Genomic DNA, 24,033 nt, shown 5'->3' with positions numbered 1-24,033 from the left:
AGGGGCCAAGCAACCCGTGCGCATCGCCAGGTTCTCCATCGACGGCAACGTCGCCTTCGGCGCGGTCGAGGGCGACCAGCCGGACGAGCTCGTCCTCGACATCATCAAGGGCATCCCGTTCGCGGACTTCGAGCTCTCCGGCACCAAGGTCCCGCTCAGCAAGGTGCGGCTGCTGCCGCCGGTTCTCCCGAACAAGGTGGTCGCCTTCGGCCGCAACTACGCCGAGCACGCCCGCGAACTCGGCAACGAGGTGCCCGACGCCCCGTTCGCCTTCCTCAAGCCGTCGACCTCGGTCATCGGCCCCGGTGACGAGATCCAGTACCCCTCCTTCTCCGAGGAACTGCACCACGAGGCCGAGCTCGCCGTCGTGATCGGCCGGATGTGCCGCGAGGTCCCGCGCGACCGCGTCGGCGACGTGATCCTCGGCTACACCTGCGCCAACGACGTCACCGCCCGCGACATCCAGAGGCGCGAGAAGCAGTGGGCCCGGGCCAAGGGCTTCGACACCGCATGCCCGCTCGGCCCCTGGGTGCAGACGGACCTCGGCCTGACCGCCGCGTCCGACCTGACGATCCAGCTCACCGTCAACGGACAGCAGCGCCAGCTCGGCCGCACCAGCGAGATGATCCACTCCATCGAGGACCTGGTCGTCAACATCTCCGAGGCCATGACGCTGCTCCCGGGCGACGTGATCCTCACCGGCACCCCGGCAGGGGTCGGCCCCCTCAACGTCGGCGACGAGGTCGCCGTCACCATCGAAGGCATCGGCACTCTCACCAACAAGGTTGTCAAGCGTGGCTAGCGCACCCGCCTCTCCCGTCCGCGTCCGTTTCTGCCCGTCGCCGACCGGCAACCCCCATGTGGGCCTGGTCCGCACCGCCCTGTTCAACTGGGCGTTCGCCCGGCACCACGGCGGCACCCTGGTCTTCCGTATCGAGGACACCGACGCGGCCCGCGACTCCGAGGAGTCGTACCGGCAGCTGCTCGACTCGATGCGCTGGCTGGGCTTCGACTGGGACGAGGGCCCCGAGGTCGGCGGCCCGCACGCGCCGTACCGCCAGTCGCAGCGCATGGACCTCTACAAGGACGTCGCGGCCAGGCTCCTCGATGCCGGCCACGCCTACCACTGCTACTGCTCCCAGGAGGAGCTGGACAGCCGCCGCGAGGCCGCCCGCGCCGCCGGTCGCCCGTCCGGCTACGACGGCCACTGCCGTGAGCTCACCGCCGCCCGGGTCGAGGAGTACCGGGCCCAGGGCCGTGAGCCGATCGTCCGCTTCCGGATGCCCGACGAGACGATCACCTTCGCCGACCTGGTCCGCGGCGAACTGACCTTCACCCCGGAGAACGTTCCCGACTACGGCATCGTCCGCGCCAACGGCGCCCCGCTGTACACGCTGGTCAACCCCGTCGACGACGCCCTGATGGAGATCACCCACATCCTGCGCGGCGAGGACCTGCTCTCCTCCACCCCGCGCCAGATCGCGCTGTACAAGGCGCTGATCGAGCTGGGCATCGCCAAGGGGATCCCGGCCTTCGGCCATCTGCCCTATGTGATGGGCGAGGGCAACAAGAAGCTCTCCAAGCGCGACCCGCAGTCCAGCCTCAACCTCTACCGGGAGCGCGGCTTCCTCCCCGAGGGCCTGCTCAACTACCTCTCCCTGCTCGGCTGGTCGCTCTCGGCCGACCAGGACATCTTCACCATGGACGAGATGGTCGCGGCCTTCGACATCTCCGATGTCAACCCCAACCCGGCCCGCTTCGACCTGAAGAAGTGCGAGGCGATCAACGGCGATCACATCCGCCTGCTGGACGTCAAGGACTTCACCGAGCGCTGCCGCCCGTGGCTGAAGGCCCCCTTCGCCCCCTGGGCGCCGGAGGACTTCGACGAGACCAAGTGGCAGGCGATCGCCCCGCATGCGCAGACCCGCCTGAAGGCGCTCTCCGAGATCACCGACAACGTCGACTTCCTGTTCCTGCCGGAGCCGGTCGAGGACGAGGCGTCCTGGAACAAGGCGATGAAGGAGGGCTCGGACGCGCTCCTGCGCACGGCGCGGGAGAAGCTGGACGCCGCCGACTGGTCGTCCTCCGAGTCCCTGAAGGAGGCCGTCCTGGCCGCCGGCGAGGCACACGGCCTCAAGCTCGGCAAGGCACAGGCCCCCGTCCGTGTCGCCGTCACCGGCCGCACGGTCGGCCTGCCCCTCTTCGAGTCCCTGGAGGTCCTGGGCAAGGAGAGGGCGCTGGCCCGCATCGACGTGGCGCTGGGGAGACTGGCTGCGTGACCTGACGCACAACCGAGGGGCGGCACCCGGAACTCCGGGTGCCGCCCCTCGGTGTGTCGGTCACTGTGCGTCGGCTTCGTCGACCAGGTAGGCGCTCTCGTCGAAGATCTCCAGTACCACGACGACCATGATCGCGCCGGCCACCATGTACTCCAGCATCACGCCGGGGGCGACGTACGCCTTGCGCAGGTGCTCGTCCGGGCCGAGCTGCGCGGTCGAGGTCTTCCGGAACGGGTCGCGCGCCAGTATGCGCACGGCCGTGTCCAGCTGGGCCCGGCGCTCGTCGGGCAGGGCGTCGTACGTCGCGCGGGCCTCGACGGTGAACTGGACGCGGTACTCGCTCATGGCCCCAGTGTGCCAGCAGCGCCACGCCGCCGTCCGGGCCTCCTGCCCGTACCGGACGGCCTCACCGTCACCCGCCGGCGCGCGGTGCCGTGCGGCTCCGGCCGCACCGTCCAGGAACGCGAGCCGCGCGTCCCTCGGCGCCCGCGACCGGTTCGAGAGCGTGCTGGGCGCCGCCGAGGCGGCCCGTCTCCAGGCCCGGGGCGGGTCCCTTCCCCGCCGCCTGCGACGCCCTCCGCCCCGTCCCGCGGGAGGTCGCCCGCGCCGAGGGCCGTCCGAAGGCCGACGGCCGGGCCGCGGCGGATCGCGTCGCTCGCCGAACTCCCCGCGCTCCTCGGTGGCGATACCCGTTTTGGAGCCCCGTCCACCTTCGGGTAATGTTCTTCCTGCGCCGCCGGGGAGCGGGCCGGAAGGCCGGTAACCGGGAGCGCACTACTAGAACAAGATCCCCTCCGGGGCTTGCGTTCCAGTGGCCTATGGTGTAATTGGCAGCACGACTGATTCTGGTTCAGTTAGTCTTGGTTCGAGTCCAGGTAGGCCAGCTCGCAGAGCTTATCTGCAAAGCCCCCGTTGTGTAGCGGCCTAGCACGCCGCCCTCTCAAGGCGGTAGCGCCGGTTCGAATCCGGTCGGGGGTACGGTGATCTCTCACGAGGTGATCGCTAGGGCCCCCGTTGTGTAGCGGCCTAGCACGCCGCCCTCTCAAGGCGGTAGCGCCGGTTCGAATCCGGTCGGGGGTACTGACTGGTCTAAACCACATTGGTCTATGGTGTAATTGGCAGCACGGCTGATTCTGGTTCAGTTAGTCTTGGTTCGAGTCCAGGTAGACCAGCTCGGACCTGCGGAAACGCAGTGTCCACGCCCCCGTTGTGTAGCGGCCTAGCACGCCGCCCTCTCAAGGCGGTAGCGCCGGTTCGAATCCGGTCGGGGGTACGCGATCGGAAAGCCCCCCGCCTCAAGCGGGGGGCTTTCCGCGTTCGGCTTCCACCGACGGCCCGCCGGGTGCCGTGCCGCTCACTCGATGCCGAACCGCCGCGCCGACTCCTCCTCCTGAGCCAGCCGGTGCAACGCCCGCAGCACCGGCTCGAACAGCACCGCCGCGGCCACCGCCGCCTCCACCCGCTCCGCCTCCGAGGCGTACGACTGCAGCAGATCCAGATCCTGCCGGGCCACCCGCTGCATCAACTCCGCGTACGGCGCCATCAGTTCGGCGTCCACCGGGTAGCCCAGCCGGCGCAGCGCGGCCACCGCCGTCACCAGCGACCGGTGCACGGGGGAGAGCGGGGCGAGCTCCCGTGCACGCTCCCAGCCCACCGTCCCCAGCAGCCGGTCCACCTCTGCGCGCGCAGCGGCCACCGCCGGATCCGCCTGGTCCGGCTCCGGATCCTGCGGCAGCGCCCACAGTGCCGCGCCCAGCCGCATCGTGCGGCCCAGCGACTCGTCGTCCACGTGCGCCAGCACCTGCCGCGCCGTCGCCACCGGCACCCCGCCCACCTGGATCAGCGCCCGCACCAGCCGCAGCCGCCGCAGATGCCCCGCGTCGTACTCGGCCGTCGTCGCGTTGACCCGCCGGCCCGGAGCCAACAGGCCCTCGCGCAGGTAGTACTTGATCGTCGCGGTGGACACACCGCTGCGCTTGCTCAGCTCGGCCAGCCGCATCCCTTGCGCCCCTTCTCGGACAACGGCACTATCCAAGCATGGCGCACTTGGAGAGTGCCGCTCACCAACAAGAGGGGATGTCATGCCGCGCAGAACCGTCATCACCGGCCGTACCACCGCCGACGCCGAGGGAGACGTGGTCGTCCTGCTGATCGGCATGCGCATCAACCGCTTCTGGGCGGTGCACCACTGGCTGCCGGTGTTCTGGGCCATGCCGCGGATGCTGCGCGAGCTGGCCCGGGACCCCGAGCGCGGCCTGCTCGGACATGTGCTGCTCACCGCCTCGCCGCGGACGTACTACGTCGTCCAGTACTGGGAGTCGAAGGAGAAGCTCTACCGGTACGCCCACTCGCCCGACATGTTCCACCACCGGGCCTGGGCGGTCATCAACCGCAAGGAGCGGGCGGGAAAGGTGCGCGGGCACGTCGGGCTGTGGCACGAGGCGTACGTGGTGCCCGAGGGGTCGTACGAGGCGATCTATGCGGACATGCCCGCCTTCGGCCTGGCTGCGGCGCACGGGCAGGTGCCGGTCGAGCGCCGCGGACGGCGGGCGCGGGACCGGTTCGGGTACCGGTCGGCGAAGGCTGCGGTGTCCGAGGGGTCGTGAGGCAGGAGATGCGGGGCGGGGGCGCGGAGGCCGGAGCGGGGGCCCAGGGCGTCCCCGGGCCGGCCGGGGGAGGGCCCGCCGCGGCGTTGAGGCGGCCCGTCCCGGTGCACGGCGTCAGCCCGAGCGGCGCAGCGCCTCGGAGAGACGGCCGGCGGCGTCGATGACCGCCTGGGCGTGCATCCGCCCCGGGTGCCGGGTCAGCCGCTCGATGGGGCCCGAGACCGAGACCGCCGCCACCACGCGGTTGGACGGGCCGCGCACCGGCGCGGAGACGGAGGCCACACCGGGCTCCCGCTCGCCGATGGACTGGGCCCAGCCCCGGCGCCGTACGCCCGACAGGGCCGTCGCCGTGAAGCGGGCACCCTGCAGACCGCGGTGCAGGCGCTCCGGCTCCTCCCAGGCCATGAGGATCTGCGCCGAGGAACCTGCCTTCATGGTGAGCGTCGAACCGACCGGGACCGTGTCCCGCAGGCCGGACAGCCGCTCCGCCGCGGCGACACAGATGCGCATGTCGCCCTGGCGGCGGTAGAGCTGTGCGCTCTCGCCCGTGACATCGCGGAGGTGGGTGAGCACCGGGCCGGCCGTGGCCAGCAGCCGGTCCTCGCCCGCTGCCGCCGCGAGCTCGGACAGGCGCGGGCCGAGGATGAACCGGCCCTGCATGTCGCGCGCCACCATGCGGTGGTGCTCCAGTGCCACGGCCAGGCGGTGGGCCGTGGGTCGTGCCAGTCCGGTGGCACCGACCAGACCCGCGAGGGTGGCCGGACCGGACTCCAGAGCGCTGAGGACGAGTGCCGCCTTGTCCAGAACGCCGACGCCGCTACTGTTGTCCATGCAACGATACTTGCGTCTCACTCTGTGAAACGCAAGTTCAATTTTCCGTGGAACGCGCCACCCTTGGTGTCACGAAGTCACAACGGCCCGTGGACGTGAGGGCCTGGCGGCGGACGCCCGGATCCCGGGGCGCCGGCGACGCCTGATCAAGATCTCTAGTTGGGTCGGCGCACGTTCGCCGGCCGGAGGGAAAGCGATGGGTAGGACACTCGCGGAGAAGGTCTGGGACGACCATGTCGTCCGGCGCGCCGAGGGCGAGCCCGATCTCCTCTTCATCGATCTGCACCTGCTGCACGAGGTGACCAGCCCGCAGGCCTTCGACGGCCTCCGCAAGAGCGGCCGGAGCGTGCGCCGGCTCGACCTCACCATCGCCACCGAGGACCACAACACCCCGACGCTCGACATCGACAAGCCCATCGCGGACCCGGTCTCCCGGGCCCAGCTGGAGACGCTGCGCAAGAACTGCGCCGAGTTCGGCGTCCGGCTGCACCCGCTGGGCGACGTCGAGCAGGGCGTCGTGCACGTCGTCGGCCCGCAGCTGGGCCTGACCCAGCCCGGCACCACCGTGGTCTGCGGCGACTCGCACACCTCCACGCACGGTGCCTTCGGCGCGCTGGCCTTCGGCATCGGCACCTCGCAGGTCGAGCATGTGCTGGCCACCCAGACGCTGCCCATGACCCGCCCGAGGACCATGGCGATCACGGTCGACGGCGAGCTGCCCGACGGCGTCACCGCCAAGGACCTGATCCTGGCGATCATCGCGCGGATCGGCACCGGCGGCGGCCAGGGCTACGTCCTGGAGTACCGCGGCGAGGCCATCGAGAAGCTCTCGATGGAGGCGCGGATGACCATCTGCAACATGTCGATCGAGGCCGGTGCCCGCGCGGGCATGATCGCCCCCGACGAGACCACGTTCGCCTACCTCAAGGGCCGCCCGCACGCCCCGCAGGGCGAGGAGTGGGACGCCGCGGTCGCGTACTGGAAGACGCTGCGCACGGACGACGACGCCGAGTTCGACGCCGAGGTCGTCATCGACGCCACCGAGCTGGCACCGTTCGTCACCTGGGGCACCAACCCGGGGCAGGGGGCACCGCTTTCGGCCGCCGTCCCCGACCCCGCTTCGTACGAAGACGCTTCGGAGCGCTTCGCCGCCGAAAAGGCCCTGGAGTACATGGGCTTGGCGGCCGGGCAGCCGCTGCGCTCCATCAAGGTGGACACCGTCTTCGTAGGTTCCTGCACCAACGGGCGCATCGAGGACCTGCGCGCCGCCGCCGACATCCTCAGGTCCCGCAAAGTCGCCGACGGCGTACGGATGCTGGTCGTCCCCGGCTCCGCGCGGGTCGGTCTGCAGGCCGTCTCCGAGGGCCTGGACGTGGTCTTCAAGGAGGCCGGCGCCGAATGGCGGCACGCGGGCTGCTCCATGTGCCTGGGCATGAACCCCGACCAGCTGGCCCCGGGCGAGCGCTCCGCCTCCACGTCCAACCGCAACTTCGAGGGCCGGCAGGGCAAGGGCGGACGCACCCACCTGGTGTCCCCGCAGGTCGCCGCCGCCACCGCGGTCCTGGGTCACCTGGCCGCCCCGGCCGACCTCACCGCCGCCGACGCCCCGACGCCCGCTGGAGTCTGAACAGCCATGGAAGCATTCACCACGCACACCGGCCGGGCCGTCCCGCTGCGCCGCAGCAACGTCGACACCGACCAGATCATCCCCGCCCACTGGCTCAAGAAGGTGACCCGGGACGGGTTCGAGGACGGGCTGTTCGAGGCCTGGCGCAAGGATCCGGAGTTCGTGCTCAACCGGCCCGAGCGGGAGGGCGCCACCGTCCTGGTGGCCGGCCCCGACTTCGGCACCGGCTCCTCCCGTGAGCACGCCGTCTGGGCGCTGCAGAACTACGGCTTCCAGGCCGTGATCTCCTCCCGCTTCGCCGACATCTTCCGCGGCAACTCGCTGAAGAACGGCCTGCTCACGGTGGTGCTGGAGCAGCGGACCGTGGACGCGCTGTGGGAGCTCACCGAAGCCGACCCGCAGGTGGGGATCACCGTCGACCTGCAGGCTCGCGAGGTGCGCGCCGAGGGCATCACCGCCTCCTTCGAGCTGGACGAGAACTCCCGCTGGCGGCTGCTGAACGGCCTCGACGACATCTCGATCACGCTGCAGAACGAGGCCGACATCGCCGCGTACGAGGCACGCCGCCCCTCCTTCAAGCCCCGGACGGTCCAGGCCTGACCGCAGACCTCGCGCACGGTCGAGTTTCGGCCACCCCAACACCCCGGCTGTACCCCCGATCGGCCCGATCGGGGGTACAGCCTTCTTTGCGTCCCGTCGCTCGCGCGGGTGGCCCGGCAAGACGCCAACTTCCCATGTCACAGTGGTGGTTGCGCCGGTGGCCGCGGCCGGTGCGGCGGCCCGCGACGGTGGCCCGGCGGGCTGTCCGGGCCGCCAGTTGCCCCCTGCGCAGGCGACAACTCGCCCCAGATGGCACAATCTGTGCATGGAACACGACGGCCAACTCGAGCTCTATGAGGCGGTCGCGGTCCGGCTCAAGGAAGCGCACGCGAAGGTGCGCGCACTGCAAGTCCCGGAGGGCGTACGGATGGCGCTGACCCGGAAGCTGCTGGTCATTACGGCCGCGGCCAAGCACGATCTCGCCGATGCGGCAAGGCGGCTGGAGCGGTTCACGGCCGATCTCGACGCGGGTCGGCTCCCTGACGAGGAGCGCTGAGCGCGCGAAGACGGTCGAGTCCGTTGCGGCACAAGGGTGATTAGCCCGTTTCGTGTTTGATTTGCGGTATATATCTGCCTAACGTGCGAAAAAGCTTGAACATTCTCGTTCTGGCAAGGTCTCCGAAGGGGAAGACGTGAACAAGGCGCAGCTCGTAGAAGCGATTGCCGACAAGATGGGCGGGCGGCAGCAGGCCGCCGACGCCGTCGACGCGGTACTGGACGCCATCGTCCGCGCGGTGGTCGGCGGCGACCGGGTCTCGGTCACCGGCTTCGGTTCCTTCGAGAAGGTGGACCGCCCCGCCCGCTACGCCCGCAACCCTCAGACGGGCGAGCGGGTTCGGGTCAAGAAGACCTCGGTACCGCGCTTCCGCGCGGGGCAGGGCTTCAAGGACCTGGTCAGCGGCTCGAAGAAGCTCCCGAAGCACGACATCGCGGTGAAGAAGGCACCCAAGGGCAGCCTCTCCGGCCCGACGCCCACGATCGCCAAGGCCGCGGGCAAGAAGGCCGCCGCCAAGAAGACCACGGCCAAGAAGGCCGCCGCCAAGAAGACCACGGCGGCGAAGAAGGCCGTGGCGAAGAAGACCACCGCCGCGAAGAAGACGGCGGCGAAGAAGGCCACCACGGCCAAGAAGGCCGCCACCAAGAAGACCGCGGCGGCGAAGAAGGCCACCACGGCCAAGAAGGCCACCGCGAAGAAGGCCCCGGCCAAGAAGGCCACGGCCAAGAAGGCGCCCGCCAAGAAGTCGACGGCGCGCAAGACCACCGCCAAGAAGGCCACCGCCCGCAAGAAGTAGCAGGCGGCAGCGCACAGGGGCACTCACACGCCGGGCCGGACTCCCGCACGGAGCCCGGCCCGCGGCCTGTCCGGACACCCTCCGGCCCGGGACGACCGCGGCCCCCGCGGGCCGGTCACGGCCGCCGCCGGCCGGTCAGAGCGTCTGCAGGGTCACCAGCGTGATCCGGCGCCCCTCGCCCTCCCCCTCGGTCTCGATGCGCACCCGCTGCCCCGGCCGCAGCAGCCGCAGGCCGCCCGCGTCGAACGCCGCCGCGTCGAAGGGCACGGGAGTGCCGTCGTCGAGCAGCACCTGCCCGCTGCGGCTGTCCGGGTCGTACGTGTATGCGGTCGCCTGCATGACGGCAGCCTACTGCTCGGGGATCAGCAACCGCGCGGCGGCAGCGGCCGTATGCGCCCCCACCCCCAGAGCCAGCGCCGCCCGCAGATCCGCACCGGTGTCGACGTCCTGCCGAACCGAATCCACCGAGTCGAGGGCCAGTTCCACCGCCCCGCCGGTGCGGTGGCGGTCCCGGGAGTCCGCACCGAAAGCCGGGCCCAGATCGTGCCCCGGGGCGGCGGTCAGCAAAGTCGTGCCGATCCCGGCGGCGTCCGCGAGAAATGCGCGCGGGAATTTTCCGGCCGCCTCGAGTACCCGTGCCAATTCCGTCGGGCGAAGTGCCGGAAGGTCGGCGTTCAGCGCCGCCACGGGACTTTTCGGGTGCGATCCGCGGACGGCGCGGGCCGCGTGGGCGAGCGCCGCGTTCAGACCTCCGGCGGCCGGTTCGTCCGTGACGAGACCGGCGCCCAGCGCGGCCAGTGCCCGGCCGGCCCGGCCGTCGCCCGTGACGACCGCCACATCCGCGACCGCCGGGCAGGCCAGCGCCGCCGCCACCGTGTCCAGGGCGAACGCCAGCGCGAGACTCGGCCGCACCCCGTCGTCCGCCGTGTCCGCCAGTCTGCTCTTGGCCCGGGCCAAGGGCTTCACCGGCACGACCAGGGTCCACTGCACGAGTGTTCCGTCCCTCCCTTGTCGCGGCCATTGTCCCCCGGGGCATCCGGCAACCGCGCGGCCGGGGCGTACCGTGTTCTCGACAGACCGGCGGCTCGGGGCGACACTTGTGCGGCCCCCCGGCCCCGTCCAGGCCCTAGAGGAAGGTGTCCGCGTGCCCCGCCGCAGAATCGGCTTCTGGTACCGCTTCGCCGCGGTGATCTGCAAACCGCCGCTGGTGGTTCTGATCAAGCGGGACTGGCGGGGAGTGGAAAACATTCCGGCCGACGGCGGATTTATCACCGCCGTGAACCACAATTCGCACATCGACCCCTTCGCGTACGCGCACTTCCAGTACAACACCGGACGGGTGCCGCGATTCCTGGCGAAGAGCGGCCTTTTCAGGAAGGGGTTCGTGGGCGCCGCGATGCGGGGCACCGGGCAGATCCCCGTCTACCGGGAGAGCACGGACGCGCTCAGCGCCTTCCGGGCCGCCATCGACGCCGTGGAGCGCGGCGAGTGCGTCGCCTTCTACCCCGAGGGCACCCTCACCCGCGACCCGGACGGCTGGCCCATGACCGCCAAGACGGGGGCCGCGCGCGTCGCCCTGCAGACCAGGTGCCCGGTCATCCCGGTCGCCCAGTGGGGCTGCAACGAACTGCTGCCGCCCTACGCGAAGAAGCCGAACCTGCTGCCGCGCAAGACCCACCGTGTGCAGGCCGGTCCGCCGGTCGACCTCTCCCGGTTCTATGGCCAGGAGATGACTGCGGAGGTGCTGAAGGAGGCCACCGAGGTGATCATGGCCGCCATCACCCGCCAGCTGGAGGAGATCCGCGGCGAGAAGGCGCCGGACACCCCCTACGACCCGCGCCGGGAGCGCATCGAGCAGCGGCGCCGCACCCAGGCGCAGACGCAGACCCACGAACGGACCCGGGCCGGGGAGCAGGACCGGACGCAGATGCACGGGAAACAGGCAGAAGGGCAGGGCACGTGAGCAACCCCGTCAAGGCGGCCGTCTTCGGCACCGGATCGTGGGGCACCGCCTTCGGCATGGTCCTCGCCGACGCGGGGTGCGAGGTCACCCTGTGGGGACGCCGCCCCGAACTGGCCGACGCCGTCAACTCCACCCGCACCAACCCGGACTACCTGCCCGGCGTCGAACTGCCCGAGAACCTCCGGGCCACCACCGACGCCGCCGAGGCCGCGGCCGGCGCCGACTTCACCGTCCTCGCCGTGCCCTCCCAGACGCTGCGCGGCAACCTCGCCGACTGGGCGCCGCTGCTGGCCCCCCGCACCGTCCTGGTCTCGCTGATGAAGGGCGTCGAGCTCGGCTCCGCGATGCGGATGAGCGAGGTGATCGAGGACGCTGCCAAGGTCGGCCCCGACCGCATCGCCGTGGTCACCGGCCCCAACCTGGCCCGGGAGATCGCCGCGCGGATGCCCGCCGCCGCCGTGGTCGCCTGCCCCGACGAGACCGTCGCCCGCCGGCTGCAGACCGCCTGCCACACCCCGTACTTCCGCCCCTACACCAACACCGACGTCATCGGCTGCGAGCTGGGCGGCGCGGTGAAGAACGTGATCGGCCTCGCCGTCGGCATCGCGGACGGCATGGGCCTCGGCGACAACGCCAAGGGCTCCCTCATCACCCGCGGCCTGGCCGAGACGACCCGCCTCGGAGTCGCGCTCGGCGCCGACCCGCTGACCTTCTCCGGACTCGCGGGTCTGGGCGACCTGGTGGCGACCTGCTCCTCGCCGCTGTCCCGCAACCACACCTTCGGCACCAACCTCGGCAAGGGCATGACCCTGGACGAGACCATCGCGGTCACCAGGCAGACCGCCGAGGGGGTCAAGTCCTGCGAGTCGGTGCTGGACCTGGCCCGGCGGCACGGTGTGGACATGCCGATCACCGAGACGGTCGTCGGCATCGTGCACGAGAGCAAGCCCCCGGTGGTGGCGCTCAAGGAGCTGATGTCGCGCAGCGCGAAGCCCGAACGACGCTGAGCGACCCCGCCCCGGCCGGCCATTGGGCCTGCGGGGTGCTTCCGCCGTGCCGACGCTGTCTAGGGGCCCTACGGGCGGGTACGCTCATCGCGATATGAGCACCGAGAACCTCCCCCAGAGCCCCGAGCCGCCGCCTCGCAAGCCGCGTGTGGCCGTCGTGTTCGGCGGGCGCAGCTCCGAACACGGGATCTCCGTGGTCACCGCCGGCGCCGTCCTCGCGGCCATCGACCGGACCCGGTACGACGTCCTGCCGATCGGCATCACCCAGGACGGCCGCTGGGCCCTCACCGCCGACGAACCGGAACGGATGGCGATCACCGACCGGCGCACCCCCAGCGTCGACCAGCTCGCCGAGTCCACCGAGGGCGGCGTGGTGCTCCCCGTCGACCCGGCCGACCGCGAAGTCGTCTACAGCGAGCCCGGATCGGTGCCCAAGGCGCTCGGCGAGGTCGACGTGGTCTTCCCGGTGCTGCACGGCCCGTACGGCGAGGACGGCACCCTGCAGGGCCTGCTGGAGCTGTCCGGCGTGCCCTACGTGGGTTCGGGCGTGCTCGCCTCCGCCGTCGGCCAGGACAAGGAGTACATGAAGCGGGTCTTCACCTCCTTCGGGCTCAAGGTCGGCCCGTACGTGGTGATCCGGCCCCGCGAGTGGGAGCAGGACCGTTCCGCCGCCCGCAGGAAGATCGTCGACTTCGCCGGTGAGCACGGCCTGCCGCTGTTCGTGAAGCCCGCGCGCGCGGGATCCTCGATCGGCATCACCAAGGTCGACGATCTCGCCGGCCTCGACGAGGCGGTCGCCGAGGCACAGCGTCACGACCCGAAGATCCTCGTGGAGGCGGCGCTGCGCGGTCGCGAGATCGAGTGCGGGGTGCTGGAGTTCGAGGACGGCCCGCGGGCCTCCGTACCCGCCGAGATCCCGCCGCCCGAGGCGCACGCGTACTACGACTTCGAGGCCAAGTACATCGACTCCACGCCCGGCGTGGTGCCCGCGCCGCTCACGCCCGAGGAGACCGCCGAGGTGCAGCGGCTCGCGGTCGAGGCGTTCGACGCGGCCTCCTGCGAGGGCCTGGTCCGCGCGGACTTCTTCCTCACCGAGGACGGCGAGTTCGTGATCAACGAGATCAACACGCTGCCCGGCTTCACCCCGATCTCGATGTACCCGCAGATGTGGCAGGCCAGCGGGGTGAGCTACCCGGAGCTGGTGGACCGGCTGGTGCAGGCCGCACTGCGCCGGTCGACAGGCCTGCGCTGACCCTCGCGGAGCAAGGAAGGCGGTCCCCTCGGGGACCGCCTTCTTCGCGCGCCCGCCGCTCCGCCGCGGCCGCAGTATGATCAGCGGGTTCCGAGACCGCCGGGTCCGGGTTCCGCCACAGCTTCGTGACCTTCGCACCGGGTGTGCCAGGGCCGGGAACCGCGGCCGCCGCACCGTCGTCTGCGGTGACGCGGACAGCCACCGCCGAACGGGCAGACGGGGGTCAGAGATGGACGACCGGGCAGGTCAGGGTGCGGGTGATGCCGTCCACCTGCTGGACCTTGGCAACCACCATGCGACCCAGGTCGTCGACGGTGTCGGACTGGGCGCGCACGATGACGTCGTAGGGTCCGGTGACGTCCTCGGCCTGGATCACCCCGGGGATCTTGCTGATCGTCTCTGCGACGGTCGACGCCTTGCCGACCTCCGTCTGGATCAGGATGTACGCCTGTACCACGGAACCTCCAGGGCGGCCACAAGGATCATGGGGGGAGAAGGAACGCCACGGTATCGCGTCGCCGCGTGCCGCGGGGAGACCCGTGGGGTGCGCGACTCGCGCGCCGGGGTGCGAGGACGACGGGAGTTGACGGCCGGGGCGACTGCGGTGATGGTCGCATCGACCACAGCGGTCACTTCGACCGTAGCGAGGACACACATGACGCGCGACCGGGCACGGACCGGGCCGGAAGGGGAGTAGGGCAATGAAGGGCACGGTTGGTGAGCTCGGGGAGTTCGGGCTCATCAGGGAGCTCACCTCCCGTCTCACGGCCACCCCGGCGGTCCGGGTGGGCCCCGGCGACGACGCCGCAGTGGTCGCCGCCCCCGACCGCCGGGTGGTGGCCAGCACCGACATCCTGGTGGAGGGCCGGCACTTCCGCCGCGACTGGTCCACCGCCTACGACGTGGGCCGCAAGGCGGCGGCCCAGAACCTCGCCGACATCGCCGCCATGGGCGCCGTGCCGACCGCACTGCTGCTCGGCCTGGTGGTGCCCGCCGAACTGCCGGTGACCTGGCCGACCGAGCTGATGGACGGGCTGCGCGACGAGTGCCAGGTCGCCGGCGCCTCCGTGGTCGGCGGCGACGTGGTCCGCGGCGACACCATCACCGTGTCCATCACCGCCCTCGGCGATCTGCGCAACCAGGAGCCGGTGACCCGGGCCGGCGCCCAGCCCGGCGATCTCGTCGCGGTGACCGGCTGGCTGGGCTGGTCCGCCGCCGGGTTCGCGGTGCTGTCCCGCGGCTTCCGCTCGCCGCGCGCCTTCGTCGAGGCGCACCGCCGCCCGGAGCCGCCGTACCACGCGGGTCCAGCCGCCGCCGGGCTCGGGGCCACCGCGATGTGCGACGTGAGCGACGGGCTGATCGCAGACCTGGGCCACATCGCCGAGGCCAGCAAGGTCCGGATCGACATCCGCTCCGGCGCGATCGACATCCCGTCCCAGATGAACGACATCGGCCAGGCCGTCGGCGTCGACCCGATGCAATGGGTGCTGACCGGGGGAGAGGACCACGCCATCGTCGCGACCTTCCCGCCGGACGTGAAGCTGCCCGCCCGCTGGAAGGTGATCGGCGAGGTCCTCAACCCGTCGGCGCTGCCCCAGGTGACCGTCGACGGGGCGCCGTGGACCAGCAAGGGCGGCTGGGACCACTTCGGCGGGGAGATCGAGTCGTGAGCGCGCCGCCGAGGGTGCTGACGGTGGCCGGGTCCGACTCCGGCGGGGGCGCCGGGATCCAGGCCGACCTCAAGACCATGCTGGCGCTCGGTGTGCACGGGATGAGCGTGCTCACCGCGGTGACCGCGCAGAACTCACTGGGCGTGCAGGGCGCCTGGGAGCTGCCGGTGGAAGCGGTCCGCGCCCAGTACCGCAGCGTCGTCGACGACATCGGTGTGCAGGCGGTCAAGACCGGCATGCTCGCCTCCGCGGAGCTGGTGGAGGCGGTCGCCGAACTGCTCGCGGGCACCGGCGCACCGGTCGTCGTCGACCCGGTCGGCGTCTCCAAGCACGGCGACGCGCTGCTGGCGGCCTCCGCCCTGGACTCGATGCGGACGAAGCTGCTGCCGCTGGCCACCGTGGCCACCCCGAACCTGGACGAGGTGGCCCAACTCGCCGGGGTGCGGATCGAGTCGGAGGACGGGATGCGCCGCGCCGCCGCGGCAGTGCTGGCGTACGGTCCGCGCTGGGCGCTGATCAAGGGCGGTCATCTGCCCGGCGAGGCCGTCGACCTGCTCACCGACGGTGCCGAGGAGCACTGGCTGCGGGCGCCGCGCCATGACAACCGGCACACCCATGGCACCGGCTGCACCCTGGCCTCCGCGATCGCCGCCCACCTGGCGAAGGGGCGGCCCGTGCCGGAGGCGGTGGCGGCGGCCAAGGAGTACGTCACCGGGGCCATCGCGTCCGGGTTCCCGCTCGGCGCGGGCATCGGCCCGGTCGATCACGGCTGGGCGCTCGGGCGGAGCCGCTGACTCCGCAGCGCCGGGGTGCCCGGTGCCGCGGACGTCCGCCCGGTGCCGACGACGCCCGCCCGGTCCACGGACCGGGCGGGCACAGCAAAGAGCCGGCCCACCCGAGGTGGACCGGCTTTCGCAGCGAACCAGCAGTGGCCGCGCGCTGTTCCTGAGCGTCAGCGCGAGACCTTGCCGGCCTTGATGCACGAGGTGCAAGCGTTCACGCGCTTCGGCGTCCCGCCGACCACGGTACGCACACGCTGGATGTTCGGGTTCCAGCGGCGGGACGTACGGCGGTGCGAGTGCGAGATGTTGTTGCCGAAGCCCGGCCCCTTGCCGCAGACGTCGCAGTTGGCAGCCACGGGTCACTCCAAAGACTTCAGATGCACTTACGGTTGATCCCGGCATGCCGGGATCAAGATCTGCGGTCCATGCGGACGGTTCGAGACCTGAGTGGCGGTGCCAGGGGAAAGCCCGATCAGGATCGGGCAACCGGAGCAGCATACAACGGCTGCGTCCGTACAACGAAACTACCATGGCGGACCGGGGCCCGCCCCGGCCCTCTTCCGGCAGGCACCGCCCCACGGTCTACGCTGCGTGGCACGTCCAGCAGCTCAGGGAGGCGCAGGTGGCGCAGGTGCCGCAGAGATTCCTCGACGCTCTGGCGGTGCGCACCTGGTGCGGCCTGGCGCTGGCGGCGCTCGGCCGTGCGCGCGAGGAGATCGACGCGATCAACGTCTACCCGGTCGCCGACGGGGACACCGGCACCAACCTCTACCTGACCGTGGAGTCGGCGGCCGCCGCCGTCGAGGCGGTGTTCGCCGCGTACGAGGTGGACGGGGTCGACGGGGTGGACGGGCCGGAGGAGCCGTCGGCGAGGGCCGGCGGACCCGGCGCGGAGCAGGCGCCCGCCCGGTCCGGTCCCTCCCTCGCCGACGCCGCGCGGGCGATGGCGCACGGGGCGCTGATCGGAGCCCGCGGCAACTCCGGCACGATCCTGGCGCAGCTGCTGCGCGGCATGGCCGAGGTGCTGGCCGCCGACGGCGAGGGCGCTCACACCGACGGAGCAGGGCTGCGGCGGGCGCTGCGGCGCGCCGCCGACTCCGCCAGGCAGGCGGTGGCGCACCCGGTCGAGGGCACCGTCCTGACGGTCGCCTCGGCCGCCGCCGACGCGGCCCACACCGGTGAGGGCACCGCGGAGGACTGCGGAGCCGTGGCCCGTGCCGCCTACCGGGGCGCCTGCGCAGCGCTCGCCGAGACCCCCGGACGGCTGCCCGTCCTGGAGCGTGCGGGCGTGGTCGACGCGGGCGGGCAGGGCCTGGTGACCGTGCTCGCGGCGCTGCTGGAGACGTTCACGGGTGAGGCGCCGGCAATCGCGCCCCACGCGCGCGTGGGGCGCGGCACGCTGCACGGCGCCCCCGCCGCGCTCGGCCCGGACGACGCGGGTGCCTGCGGCGGCGCGGGCGGGCCGGCGTTCGAGGTGATCTACCTCCTGGAGGCGGAGGACCCGGCCGTCGCCCGGCTGCGCGAGCGGCTCGACGCCCTCGGCGACTCCCTGGTCGTGGTCGGCGGCGACGGGCTGTGGAACGTCCATGTGCACGTCGACGACGCGGGCGCCGCCGTGGAGGCCGGCGTCGAGGCCGGGCGGCCGTACCGGATCCGGATCACCCACTTCGGGCAGGACGACGCGCACACCACCGGCGCCGGGCGCCCGCCCCGGGAGCCGGCCGAGCGCGCCCGGCGGGCCGTGGTCGCCGTGGTGCCCGGCGAGGGCCTGGCCGGGCTGTACGCCGAGGCCGGTGCGACCACGGTGCTCGCCCGGCCCGGCGAGCCGCCCGCCAGCGGAGAGCTCGTCGAGGCCGTACGGCGCGCCCACGCGCGCGAGGTCGTGCTGCTGCCGAACGACGCCGAACTGCGCCACACGGCCGCCGCGGCGGCCGAGCAGGTCAGGACGGAGGGCGTCCGGGTGGCCCTCATCCCGACCCGCTCCGCGGTCCAGGGCATCGCGGCCCTCGCCGTGCACGAACCCGACCGGCGGTTCGACGAGGACGTGGTCTCGATGACGTCGGCGGCCGGCGCCACCCGGTACGGCGAGGTCACCGTCGCCGAACGGCAGTCGTGGACCACGGCCGGCATCTGCCAGGCCGGGGACGTCCTCGGGCTCATCGACGGCGACGTGGCCGTGATCGGCCCGGACGTCACCGCCACCGCCGAGACCGTTCTGGACCGGATGCTCTCGGCCGGCGGCGAGCTGGTCACCCTGGTCCTCGGCGACGGTGCCCCCACCGCCGCCGCCGACCGGCTCCAGGCCCGGGTCCGGGAGGCCTACCTCGCCGTGGACACCGTGGTGTACCGGGGCGGCCGGCAGGGGGCGCTGCTCCTCATCGGGGTGGAGTAGCAGCGGTTTCGGCTCGGGCGGCGGCGACGCGCGCCCGGCGGGGAGCTCGCCGTCTGCCGGTTGTCAGTGGCGTGGTGTGGAATGGATCTCGTGCCAGCACTGCGAGAACCACTGGACCGACCCCTGAAGTCGGTGCTCGGCCCCGCCACCGCGAAGGTGATGGCCGAGCACCTCGGCCTGCACTCCGTGGGCGACCTCCTCCACCACTACCCGCGGCGGTACGAGGAGCGTGGCCAGCTCACCCACCTCGCCGACCTCCCGATGGACGAGCACGTCACCGTGGTCGCCCAGGTCGCCGACGCCCGGCTGCACAGCTTCGCCTCCGCCAAGGCCCCGCGTGGCCGGGGCCAGCGGCTGGAGGTGACCATCACGGACGGCAGCGGCCGGCTCCAGCTGGTCTTCTTCGGCAGCGGCGTGCACAAGCCTCACAAGGAGCTGCTGCCGGGCACGCGCGCGATGTTCGCGGGCAAGGTCTCGGTCTTCAACCGCCGCCTCCAGCTGGCCCACCCGGCGTACGAGCTGCTGCGCGGCGATCCGGACGGCGCCGGTGACGGCGACAGCGCCGCGGAGACGGCGGAGACGGTGGAGGGCTGGGCGGGTGCCCTGATCCCCATCTACCCGGCCACGGCCAGGCTGGAGTCCTGGAAGATCGCCAAGGCCGTCCAGACCGTGCTGCCCGCCGCCCGGGACGCCGTGGACCCGCTCCCCGGTTCCCTGCGCGAGGGCCGTGGCCTGGACCCCCTCCCCGAGGCCCTGCTCAAGATCCACCGCCCGCACACCAAGGCGGACATCGCCACCGCCCGCGCCCGGCTGAAGTGGGACGAGGCCTTCGTCCTGCAGGTCGCCCTGGCCCGCCGCCGGCACGCCGAGACCTTGCTTCCCGCCGTCCCCCGCAGGCCCGCGCCGGACGGACTGCTGGCCGCTTTCGACGACCGCCTGCCGTTCACCCTCACCGACGGCCAGCAGAAGGTCTCCCGCGAGATCTTCGACGACCTCGCGACCGACCACCCGATGCATCGCCTCCTCCAGGGCGAGGTCGGCTCCGGCAAGACCCTGGTCGCCCTGCGGGCCATGCTCGCCGTCGTCGACGCCGGCGGGCAGGCCGCGATGCTCGCCCCCACCGAGGTGCTCGCCCAGCAGCACCACCGCTCGGTGGCCGAGATGATGGGCGAGCTGGCCGAGGCGGGGATGCTCGGCGCCGCCGAGCACTCCACCAGGGTGGTGCTGCTCACCGGGTCGATGGGTGCCGCCGCCCGGCGTCGGGCACTGCTCGACCTGGCCACCGGCGAGGCCGGCATCGTCATCGGCACCCACGCGCTGATCGAGGACACGGTGCGGTTCCACGACCTGGGCCTGGTGGTGGTGGACGAGCAGCACCGCTTCGGCGTGGAGCAGCGCGACGCCCTGCGCGGCAAGGCCCACTCCCAGGGGGCGAGGCGGTCACCGCACCTGCTGGTCATGACCGCCACACCCATCCCGCGCACGGTCGCCATGACGGTCTTCGGTGACCTGGAGACCTCCGTCCTCGACCAGCTCCCGGCCGGCCGCTCGCCGATCGCCAGCCATGTCGTCCCGGCCGCGGACAAGCCGCACTTCCTGGCCCGCGCCTGGGAGCGGGTGCGCGAGGAGGTGGCGGGCGGCCACCAGGCGTACGTGGTCTGCCCCCGGATCGGCGACGAGGAGGATGCTCCGGGGAAGCGGAAGTCCCCGGAGGACGAGGCGGAGAAGCGCCCGCCGCTCGCCGTCCGCGACATCGCCGAGCAACTCGCCGAGGGCCCCCTGCAGGGCCTGTCCGTCGAGGTGCTGCACGGCAGGATGCAGCCCGACGACAAGGACGCCGTGATGCGCCGGTTCGCCGCCGGTGAGACCGACGTACTGGTCGCCACGACCGTCATCGAGGTGGGGGTCAACGTGCCCAACGCCACCGCGATGGTGATCATGGACGCGGACCGCTTCGGCGTCTCCCAGCTCCACCAGCTGCGCGGCCGGGTCGGCCGCGGCTCCGCCCCCGGGCTGTGCCTGCTGGTCACCGAGATGCCGGAGGCCGCCGACGCCCGCCGCCGGCTCGACGCGGTCGCCTCCACCCTGGACGGCTTCGAGCTCTCCCGCATCGACCTCGAACAGCGTCGCGAGGGCGATGTGCTGGGCCAGGCCCAGTCCGGCGCCCGTACGTCCCTGAAGGTCCTCGCGGTCATCGAGGACGAGGAGATCATCGCGGAGGCGAGACAGGAGGCGGCGGCAGTGGTGGCCGCCGATCCGGAGCTGAGCAGCCTGCCCGGCCTGCGGACGGCCCTGGAAGCGCTCCTGGACGACGAGAGGGAGCAGTACTTGGAGAAAGGGTGAGAAGGGGCGAGAAGGGGCGAGAAGAGGTGACAAGGAGTGAGAGAGGCTGGGGGAGACCGACCGGGGACGCGGGCCCGTGAATCCGTATGCGGCTACCGCCGCGCGCGGGCGACCGGCCACACTGAACCTGAGAACCGCCCACGACAAGGACCCGACATGACCCGCGTGATCGCCGGCGAAGCCGGCGGACGCCGCCTGCAAGTCCCACCGGGGACAGGCACCCGCCCCACCTCCGACCGGGCCCGCGAGGGCCTGTTCTCCACCTGGCAGTCCCTGCTCGGCCGCCCCCTGGACGGTGAGCGGGTCCTCGACCTGTACGCCGGTTCCGGGGCCGTCGGCCTGGAGGCCCTCTCGCGGGGCGCGAGCCACACCCTGCTCGTCGAGGCCGACGCGCGGGCCTCCCGCACCGTCCGGGAGAACGTGAAGGCGCTCGGCCTGCCCGGCGCCGAGGTCCGGGCCGGCAAGGCGGAGCAGATCATCCGCGCCGCCCCGCCGCAGAGCCCCTACGACCTCGTCTTCCTGGATCCGCCGTACGCCGTCACCGACGACGATCTTCGGGAGATTCTGCTCACACTCCGCTCCCAGGGGTGGCTCGCGGACGAAGCTCTCGTCACCGTGGAGCGCAGCACCAGAGGCGGCGAATTCCGGTGGCCGGACGGCTTCGAGGCGATCCGGGCCCGGCGCTACGGCGAGGGAACGTTTTGGTACGGTCGCGCCGCCTCTACGTGCGAAGACGCACGATGACCGGACCGGAGAGCGAGGGATCACAAGTGCGCCGCGCCGTCTGTCCCGGGTCGTTCGACCCGATCACCAACGGACACCTCGACATCATCGCCCGTGCCTCCAGGCTCTACGACGAGGTCTATGTCGCGGTGATGATCAATCAGGCCAAGCGGGGCCTGTTCGAGATCGAGGAGCGGATCGAGCTCATCCGCGAGGTCACCGCCGAGTACGGCAATGTGCGCGTGGAGGCCTTCCACGGGCTCCTCGTCGACTTCTGCAAGCAGCGCGACATCCCGGCCATCGTCAAGGGCCTGCGCGCGGTCAGCGACTTCGACTACGAACTGCAGATGGCCCAGATGAACAACGGCCTCTCCGGTGTAGAGACCCTCTTCATCCCCACCAACCCGACCTACAGCTTCCTGTCGTCCTCCCTGGTCAAGGAGGTCGCGACCTGGGGTGGCGACGTCTCGCACCTGGTGCCCCCGGCCGTCCTGACCGCCCTCGGCGAGCGGCTGAGGAAGGACTGACACACCGCTCGGCGGACCCGCGGAAGGTGACGATCCGTCACTCGGTGTCCCGCGGCCACCCACGGGCCGTACAGTCGTGGCGTCCGTCTGACAACACAGCTGTGGAGAGTGGCGAGCACACGGTGGACGTGCAGAAGAAGCTCGACGAGATCGTCACCATGATCTCCGGCGCCCGCGCCATGCCCATGTCGGCCTCGTGCGTGGTCAACCGCGCCGAACTGCTCTCGATGCTCGACGAGGTACGGGCCGCGCTGCCCGACTCCCTCGCCCAGGCCCAGGAGCTGATCGGCGACCGGGACCACATGGTCACCCAGGCCCGCGCCGAGGCCGAGCGGATCATCGGGGCCGCGCACGCCGAGCGCGGCTCGCTGATCTCCGACACCGAGGTGGCCCGCAGGTCCCGGGCGGAGGCCGACCGCATCCTCACCGAAGCCCGCCGGGAGGCCGAGGAGGTCCGTGCCGAGGCCGACGACTACGTCGACTCCAAGCTCGCCAACTTCGAGGTCGTCCTCACCAAGACCCTCGGCTCCGTCGGCCGCGGCCGCGAGAAGCTCCTCGGCACCGGTCCGGGCCTGGACGAGCGGGGCTACGAGGACGACGACGCCCCCGAGCGCAGCCACGACCCGGAGACCCTGCGCCGCGACGCCGACGCCTATGTCGACACCAAACTGGGCGCCTTCGAGGCGGTCCTCGCCAAGACCCTGGAGGCGGTGGGCCGGGGCCGCGAGAAGCTGCACGGCCGGATCGCCACCGACGACCTCGGCGCCCTCGCCGACGACGCCACCACCGTCCAGCACGCCAGCGACGCCGACTACCTCGCCGACCTCGCGGCGCTCGCCGGCACCCCGGCCGAGCCGCAGCAGCGCCCCGCGGTGCCCGCCCAGCAGCCGTACGACACCCAGGAGACCTACGCGGCCGCCCAGGCCTACCCGCCGCAGCCGGCCACCGACCCCTACGGCTACCAGCAGGGCTACGCCCCGCAGGACCCGTACGGCTACCAGCAGGCCGACCCGTACGCCGCCTACCAGGGCTACGACGCCCAGCAGGGCTACGCCCAGCCGGAGCCCCAGGGCCACGCTCCGGCGCAGCAGCCGGCCCTCGACGAGACCAGCCTCTTCGACACCAGCATGATCAGCGCCGAGCAGCTGCGCCAGTACGAGCAGCAGCGCTACGAGCAGGGCCGCTGAGGCCGGATTGGGCCGAGAGCGAAAGGTCCAGTATCCTGGCTCTTCGGTCGCGCGTACATCCGCGATCAACGCTGCCCGGGACACCGTGGGCGGCGCCCCCTGAGCCCGGAAGACCGAAAGCAGGAATGGCTCTGAACGCCCGCCTCGACCACCGCAACCCCCTCGTGATCGACACACACGAGCTGGGTCGGCGGCCTGGTGCGCTGCAGCGCCTGACCCGCACGGTCGACGCTCCCAAGGACTTCGGCATCAAGTCGGTCGTCGGAGTGCCGGAAGGTGCTCCGGTGGAGCTCGAGCTCCGGCTGGAGTCGGTCATGGACGGTGTGCTTGTCACAGGCACCGGCCGTGCGCGCGCCGAGGGGGAGTGCGTAAGGTGTCTGGAGCCGGTCGGGCTGGAGCTCGAAGCGGACTTCCAGGAGATGTTCTCGTACCCTGACGCCGACGACCGGGGCCGCGTGATCGCGGAACCGGGCGACGACGCCGAGGACGACGAGGACAGGCTCTTCGTCGAGGACGGCCTGATCGACCTCGAACCCGTGCTGCGTGACGCGGTGGTGCTCGCACTGCCGATGCAGCCGGTGTGCCGGGAGGACTGCCCCGGGTTGTGCGCCGAGTGCGGAGCACGGCTCGCGGACGACCCGGAGCACCACCATGACGCCGTCGACATGCGTTGGGCGGCATTGCAGGGACTCGCCGACACCATCAGGGACGGCGAGAAGGACGAGAAGAGCGGCGCCGAACGGGGCGTCGACGAGAAGCAGGAGAAGTAGCCGTGGCTGTTCCGAAGCGGAAGATGTCGCGCAGCAACACGCGCCACCGCCGGTCGCAGTGGAAGGCTGCGGTCCCCACCCTGGTTGCGTGCGAGCGCTGCCACGAGCCCAAGCAGCAGCACATCGCGTGCCCGTCGTGCGGCACCTACAACAAGCGCCAGGTCCTCGACGTCTGAGCGGCT

The 24,033-nt window shown here is 71.9% G+C and carries 26 protein-coding genes and 5 tRNA genes; 24 read left to right on the top strand and 7 right to left on the bottom strand.

Translation table 11 applies throughout. The annotated features are described in order from the left end of the window. Window positions 1-16 precede the first annotated feature (16 nt). On the top strand, window positions 17-802 hold the full coding sequence (locus V5O46_RS15655; protein WP_332885203.1) for a fumarylacetoacetate hydrolase family protein: 786 nt from the start codon (window positions 17-19) through the stop codon (window positions 800-802). Continuing rightward, window positions 795-2,279, top strand: a complete 1,485-nt coding sequence (gltX, locus tag V5O46_RS15650; protein WP_332885202.1) for a glutamate--tRNA ligase — start codon at window positions 795-797, stop codon at window positions 2,277-2,279. Before V5O46_RS15655 ends, gltX begins: the two co-directional genes overlap by 8 nt. 60 nt (window positions 2,280-2,339) lie before the next feature. Here the strand turns inward: gltX and V5O46_RS15645 are convergent, their stop codons facing one another. Beyond that, window positions 2,340-2,624 (bottom strand): hypothetical protein, encoded by a 285-nt coding sequence (locus V5O46_RS15645; protein ID WP_332885201.1) that lies wholly within the window; start codon window positions 2,622-2,624, stop codon window positions 2,340-2,342. Window positions 2,625-3,091: 467 nt separating this feature from the next. Between V5O46_RS15645 and V5O46_RS15640 the strand changes: the two genes are divergently transcribed. The 5 genes from V5O46_RS15640 to V5O46_RS15620 all read left to right on the top strand — a co-directional run bounded on the left by V5O46_RS15640 (window position 3,092) and on the right by V5O46_RS15620 (window position 3,552). Continuing rightward, window positions 3,092-3,163: transfer RNA gene (locus V5O46_RS15640), tRNA-Gln, on the top strand. A gap of 21 nt (window positions 3,164-3,184) precedes the next feature. Then, window positions 3,185-3,257 (top strand) — tRNA-Glu (locus V5O46_RS15635). A gap of 29 nt (window positions 3,258-3,286) precedes the next feature. Next, window positions 3,287-3,359 (top strand) — tRNA-Glu (locus V5O46_RS15630). 20 nt (window positions 3,360-3,379) lie between these two features. Beyond that, window positions 3,380-3,451, top strand: a tRNA-Gln gene (locus V5O46_RS15625). Between the two features lie 28 nt (window positions 3,452-3,479). After that, window positions 3,480-3,552 (top strand) — tRNA-Glu (locus V5O46_RS15620). Between the two features lie 81 nt (window positions 3,553-3,633). Here the strand turns inward: V5O46_RS15620 and V5O46_RS15615 are convergent. Beyond that, the gene (locus V5O46_RS15615; RefSeq protein ID WP_332885200.1) at window positions 3,634-4,278 is read right to left on the bottom strand and encodes a MerR family transcriptional regulator; all 645 of its coding nucleotides are present in this window, start codon (window positions 4,276-4,278) and stop codon (window positions 3,634-3,636) included. A gap of 82 nt (window positions 4,279-4,360) precedes the next feature. Here V5O46_RS15615 and V5O46_RS15610 point away from each other — a divergent pair, with 82 nt between their 5' ends. Further along, window positions 4,361-4,885, top strand: coding sequence for a DUF4188 domain-containing protein (locus V5O46_RS15610; protein WP_332885199.1), 525 nt, complete (start codon window positions 4,361-4,363; stop codon window positions 4,883-4,885). 114 nt (window positions 4,886-4,999) lie between these two features. Here the strand turns inward: V5O46_RS15610 and ndgR are convergent, their stop codons facing one another. Beyond that, entirely contained in the window at window positions 5,000-5,716 is a 717-nt protein-coding gene (gene ndgR / locus V5O46_RS15605) for an IclR family transcriptional regulator NdgR (protein ID WP_332885198.1), read from the bottom strand. Window positions 5,717-5,912: 196 nt separating this feature from the next. Here ndgR and leuC point away from each other — a divergent pair, with 196 nt between their 5' ends. The 4 genes from leuC to V5O46_RS15585 all read left to right on the top strand — a co-directional run bounded on the left by leuC (window position 5,913) and on the right by V5O46_RS15585 (window position 9,235). Beyond that, window positions 5,913-7,343, top strand: coding sequence for a 3-isopropylmalate dehydratase large subunit (gene leuC, locus V5O46_RS15600; protein WP_332885197.1), 1,431 nt, complete (start codon window positions 5,913-5,915; stop codon window positions 7,341-7,343). Between the two features lie 6 nt (window positions 7,344-7,349). After that, complete coding sequence (gene leuD, locus V5O46_RS15595) at window positions 7,350-7,943, top strand: 3-isopropylmalate dehydratase small subunit (protein WP_332885196.1); 594 nt, start codon at window positions 7,350-7,352, stop codon at window positions 7,941-7,943. A 265-nt stretch (window positions 7,944-8,208) separates the two neighbouring features. Continuing rightward, on the top strand, window positions 8,209-8,439 hold the full coding sequence (locus V5O46_RS15590) for an SCO5555 family protein (protein ID WP_332885195.1): 231 nt from the start codon (window positions 8,209-8,211) through the stop codon (window positions 8,437-8,439). Window positions 8,440-8,575: 136 nt separating this feature from the next. Further along, window positions 8,576-9,235 (top strand): HU family DNA-binding protein, encoded by a 660-nt coding sequence (locus V5O46_RS15585; RefSeq protein WP_332885194.1) that lies wholly within the window; start codon window positions 8,576-8,578, stop codon window positions 9,233-9,235. A 135-nt stretch (window positions 9,236-9,370) separates the two neighbouring features. On the opposite strand, the gene V5O46_RS15580 is transcribed toward V5O46_RS15585, so the two are convergent. Continuing rightward, window positions 9,371-9,574 carry a hypothetical protein gene (locus V5O46_RS15580; RefSeq protein WP_332885193.1) on the bottom strand — a complete coding sequence of 68 codons (204 nt, stop codon included), beginning with the start codon at window positions 9,572-9,574 and terminating at the stop codon, window positions 9,371-9,373. A 9-nt stretch (window positions 9,575-9,583) separates the two neighbouring features. Continuing rightward, window positions 9,584-10,225: a 2-phospho-L-lactate guanylyltransferase gene (gene cofC / locus V5O46_RS15575; RefSeq protein WP_332885192.1), complete on the bottom strand. Its 642-nt coding sequence runs from the start codon at window positions 10,223-10,225 to the stop codon at window positions 9,584-9,586. Between the two features lie 154 nt (window positions 10,226-10,379). Between cofC and V5O46_RS15570 the strand changes: the two genes are divergently transcribed. The 3 genes from V5O46_RS15570 (at window position 10,380) to V5O46_RS15560 (ending at window position 13,457) form a co-directional block, all read left to right on the top strand. Next, entirely contained in the window at window positions 10,380-11,198 is an 819-nt protein-coding gene (locus V5O46_RS15570; protein WP_332885191.1) for a lysophospholipid acyltransferase family protein, read from the top strand. Then, the gene (locus tag V5O46_RS15565) at window positions 11,195-12,205 is read left to right on the top strand and encodes an NAD(P)H-dependent glycerol-3-phosphate dehydrogenase (RefSeq protein ID WP_332885190.1); all 1,011 of its coding nucleotides are present in this window, start codon (window positions 11,195-11,197) and stop codon (window positions 12,203-12,205) included. The genes V5O46_RS15570 and V5O46_RS15565 overlap by 4 nt, the downstream gene beginning before the upstream one ends. A gap of 94 nt (window positions 12,206-12,299) precedes the next feature. After that, complete coding sequence (locus V5O46_RS15560; RefSeq protein ID WP_332885189.1) at window positions 12,300-13,457, top strand: D-alanine--D-alanine ligase family protein; 1,158 nt, start codon at window positions 12,300-12,302, stop codon at window positions 13,455-13,457. Between the two features lie 223 nt (window positions 13,458-13,680). On the opposite strand, the gene V5O46_RS15555 is transcribed toward V5O46_RS15560, so the two are convergent. Further along, window positions 13,681-13,914 (bottom strand): Lrp/AsnC family transcriptional regulator, encoded by a 234-nt coding sequence (locus V5O46_RS15555; RefSeq protein WP_053137604.1) that lies wholly within the window; start codon window positions 13,912-13,914, stop codon window positions 13,681-13,683. Between the two features lie 244 nt (window positions 13,915-14,158). Between V5O46_RS15555 and V5O46_RS15550 the strand changes: the two genes are divergently transcribed. Together V5O46_RS15550 and thiD are read left to right on the top strand one after the other, a co-directional pair. Continuing rightward, window positions 14,159-15,127, top strand: coding sequence for a thiamine-phosphate kinase (locus V5O46_RS15550; RefSeq protein ID WP_332885188.1), 969 nt, complete (start codon window positions 14,159-14,161; stop codon window positions 15,125-15,127). Next, on the top strand, window positions 15,124-15,921 hold the full coding sequence (gene thiD, locus V5O46_RS15545) for a bifunctional hydroxymethylpyrimidine kinase/phosphomethylpyrimidine kinase (RefSeq protein WP_332885187.1): 798 nt from the start codon (window positions 15,124-15,126) through the stop codon (window positions 15,919-15,921). Before V5O46_RS15550 ends, thiD begins: the two co-directional genes overlap by 4 nt. A gap of 158 nt (window positions 15,922-16,079) precedes the next feature. Here thiD and rpmB read toward each other — a convergent pair whose 3' ends face one another. Then, on the bottom strand, window positions 16,080-16,265 hold the full coding sequence (gene rpmB, locus V5O46_RS15540; RefSeq protein ID WP_003993230.1) for a 50S ribosomal protein L28: 186 nt from the start codon (window positions 16,263-16,265) through the stop codon (window positions 16,080-16,082). 266 nt (window positions 16,266-16,531) lie between these two features. On the opposite strand from rpmB, the gene V5O46_RS15535 reads away from it, so the two are divergent. The 7 genes from V5O46_RS15535 (at window position 16,532) to rpmF (ending at window position 24,027) form a co-directional block, all read left to right on the top strand. After that, complete coding sequence (locus V5O46_RS15535; protein WP_332885186.1) at window positions 16,532-18,301, top strand: DAK2 domain-containing protein; 1,770 nt, start codon at window positions 16,532-16,534, stop codon at window positions 18,299-18,301. 81 nt (window positions 18,302-18,382) lie between these two features. Beyond that, a complete protein-coding gene (gene recG / locus V5O46_RS15530; RefSeq protein ID WP_332885185.1) occupies window positions 18,383-20,644 on the top strand; it encodes an ATP-dependent DNA helicase RecG in 2,262 nt (753 codons plus the stop codon). A gap of 156 nt (window positions 20,645-20,800) precedes the next feature. Continuing rightward, a complete protein-coding gene (gene rsmD / locus V5O46_RS15525; protein ID WP_332885184.1) occupies window positions 20,801-21,388 on the top strand; it encodes a 16S rRNA (guanine(966)-N(2))-methyltransferase RsmD in 588 nt (195 codons plus the stop codon). Window positions 21,389-21,414: 26 nt separating this feature from the next. Continuing rightward, window positions 21,415-21,894, top strand: a complete 480-nt coding sequence (coaD, locus tag V5O46_RS15520; RefSeq protein WP_332885183.1) for a pantetheine-phosphate adenylyltransferase — start codon at window positions 21,415-21,417, stop codon at window positions 21,892-21,894. Between the two features lie 122 nt (window positions 21,895-22,016). After that, complete coding sequence (locus V5O46_RS15515) at window positions 22,017-23,081, top strand: cell division initiation protein (protein ID WP_332885277.1); 1,065 nt, start codon at window positions 22,017-22,019, stop codon at window positions 23,079-23,081. 125 nt (window positions 23,082-23,206) lie between these two features. Further along, complete coding sequence (locus V5O46_RS15510; RefSeq protein ID WP_332885182.1) at window positions 23,207-23,851, top strand: YceD family protein; 645 nt, start codon at window positions 23,207-23,209, stop codon at window positions 23,849-23,851. Window positions 23,852-23,853: 2 nt separating this feature from the next. After that, a complete protein-coding gene (gene rpmF, locus V5O46_RS15505; protein ID WP_332885181.1) occupies window positions 23,854-24,027 on the top strand; it encodes a 50S ribosomal protein L32 in 174 nt (57 codons plus the stop codon). Window positions 24,028-24,033 lie beyond the last annotated feature (6 nt).

The organism is Streptomyces poriticola (assembly GCF_036689765.1).
Classification (GTDB): Bacteria; Actinomycetota; Actinomycetes; order Streptomycetales; family Streptomycetaceae; genus Streptomyces; species Streptomyces poriticola.
Note: the sequence above shows the minus strand (reverse complement) of the source record. Positions and strands in the feature narration are given on the sequence as shown.

Coding starts and splice junctions, on each gene's coding strand:
- V5O46_RS15645 (WP_332885201.1), bottom strand. CDS start 2,624: ATGAGCGAGTACCGCGTCCAGTTCACCGTCGAGGCCCGCGCGACGTAC.
- leuC (WP_332885197.1), top strand. CDS start 5,913: ATGGGTAGGACACTCGCGGAGAAGGTCTGGGACGACCATGTCGTCCGG.
- recG (WP_332885185.1), top strand. CDS start 18,383: ATGGATCTCGTGCCAGCACTGCGAGAACCACTGGACCGACCCCTGAAG.
- rsmD (WP_332885184.1), top strand. CDS start 20,801: ATGACCCGCGTGATCGCCGGCGAAGCCGGCGGACGCCGCCTGCAAGTC.
- V5O46_RS15590 (WP_332885195.1), top strand. CDS start 8,209: ATGGAACACGACGGCCAACTCGAGCTCTATGAGGCGGTCGCGGTCCGG.
- V5O46_RS15550 (WP_332885188.1), top strand. CDS start 14,159: ATGAAGGGCACGGTTGGTGAGCTCGGGGAGTTCGGGCTCATCAGGGAG.
- V5O46_RS15610 (WP_332885199.1), top strand. CDS start 4,361: ATGCCGCGCAGAACCGTCATCACCGGCCGTACCACCGCCGACGCCGAG.
- V5O46_RS15615 (WP_332885200.1), bottom strand. CDS start 4,278: ATGCGGCTGGCCGAGCTGAGCAAGCGCAGCGGTGTGTCCACCGCGACG.
- V5O46_RS15510 (WP_332885182.1), top strand. CDS start 23,207: ATGGCTCTGAACGCCCGCCTCGACCACCGCAACCCCCTCGTGATCGAC.
- V5O46_RS15580 (WP_332885193.1), bottom strand. CDS start 9,574: ATGCAGGCGACCGCATACACGTACGACCCGGACAGCCGCAGCGGGCAG.
- leuD (WP_332885196.1), top strand. CDS start 7,350: ATGGAAGCATTCACCACGCACACCGGCCGGGCCGTCCCGCTGCGCCGC.
- V5O46_RS15560 (WP_332885189.1), top strand. CDS start 12,300: ATGAGCACCGAGAACCTCCCCCAGAGCCCCGAGCCGCCGCCTCGCAAG.
- ndgR (WP_332885198.1), bottom strand. CDS start 5,716: ATGGACAACAGTAGCGGCGTCGGCGTTCTGGACAAGGCGGCACTCGTC.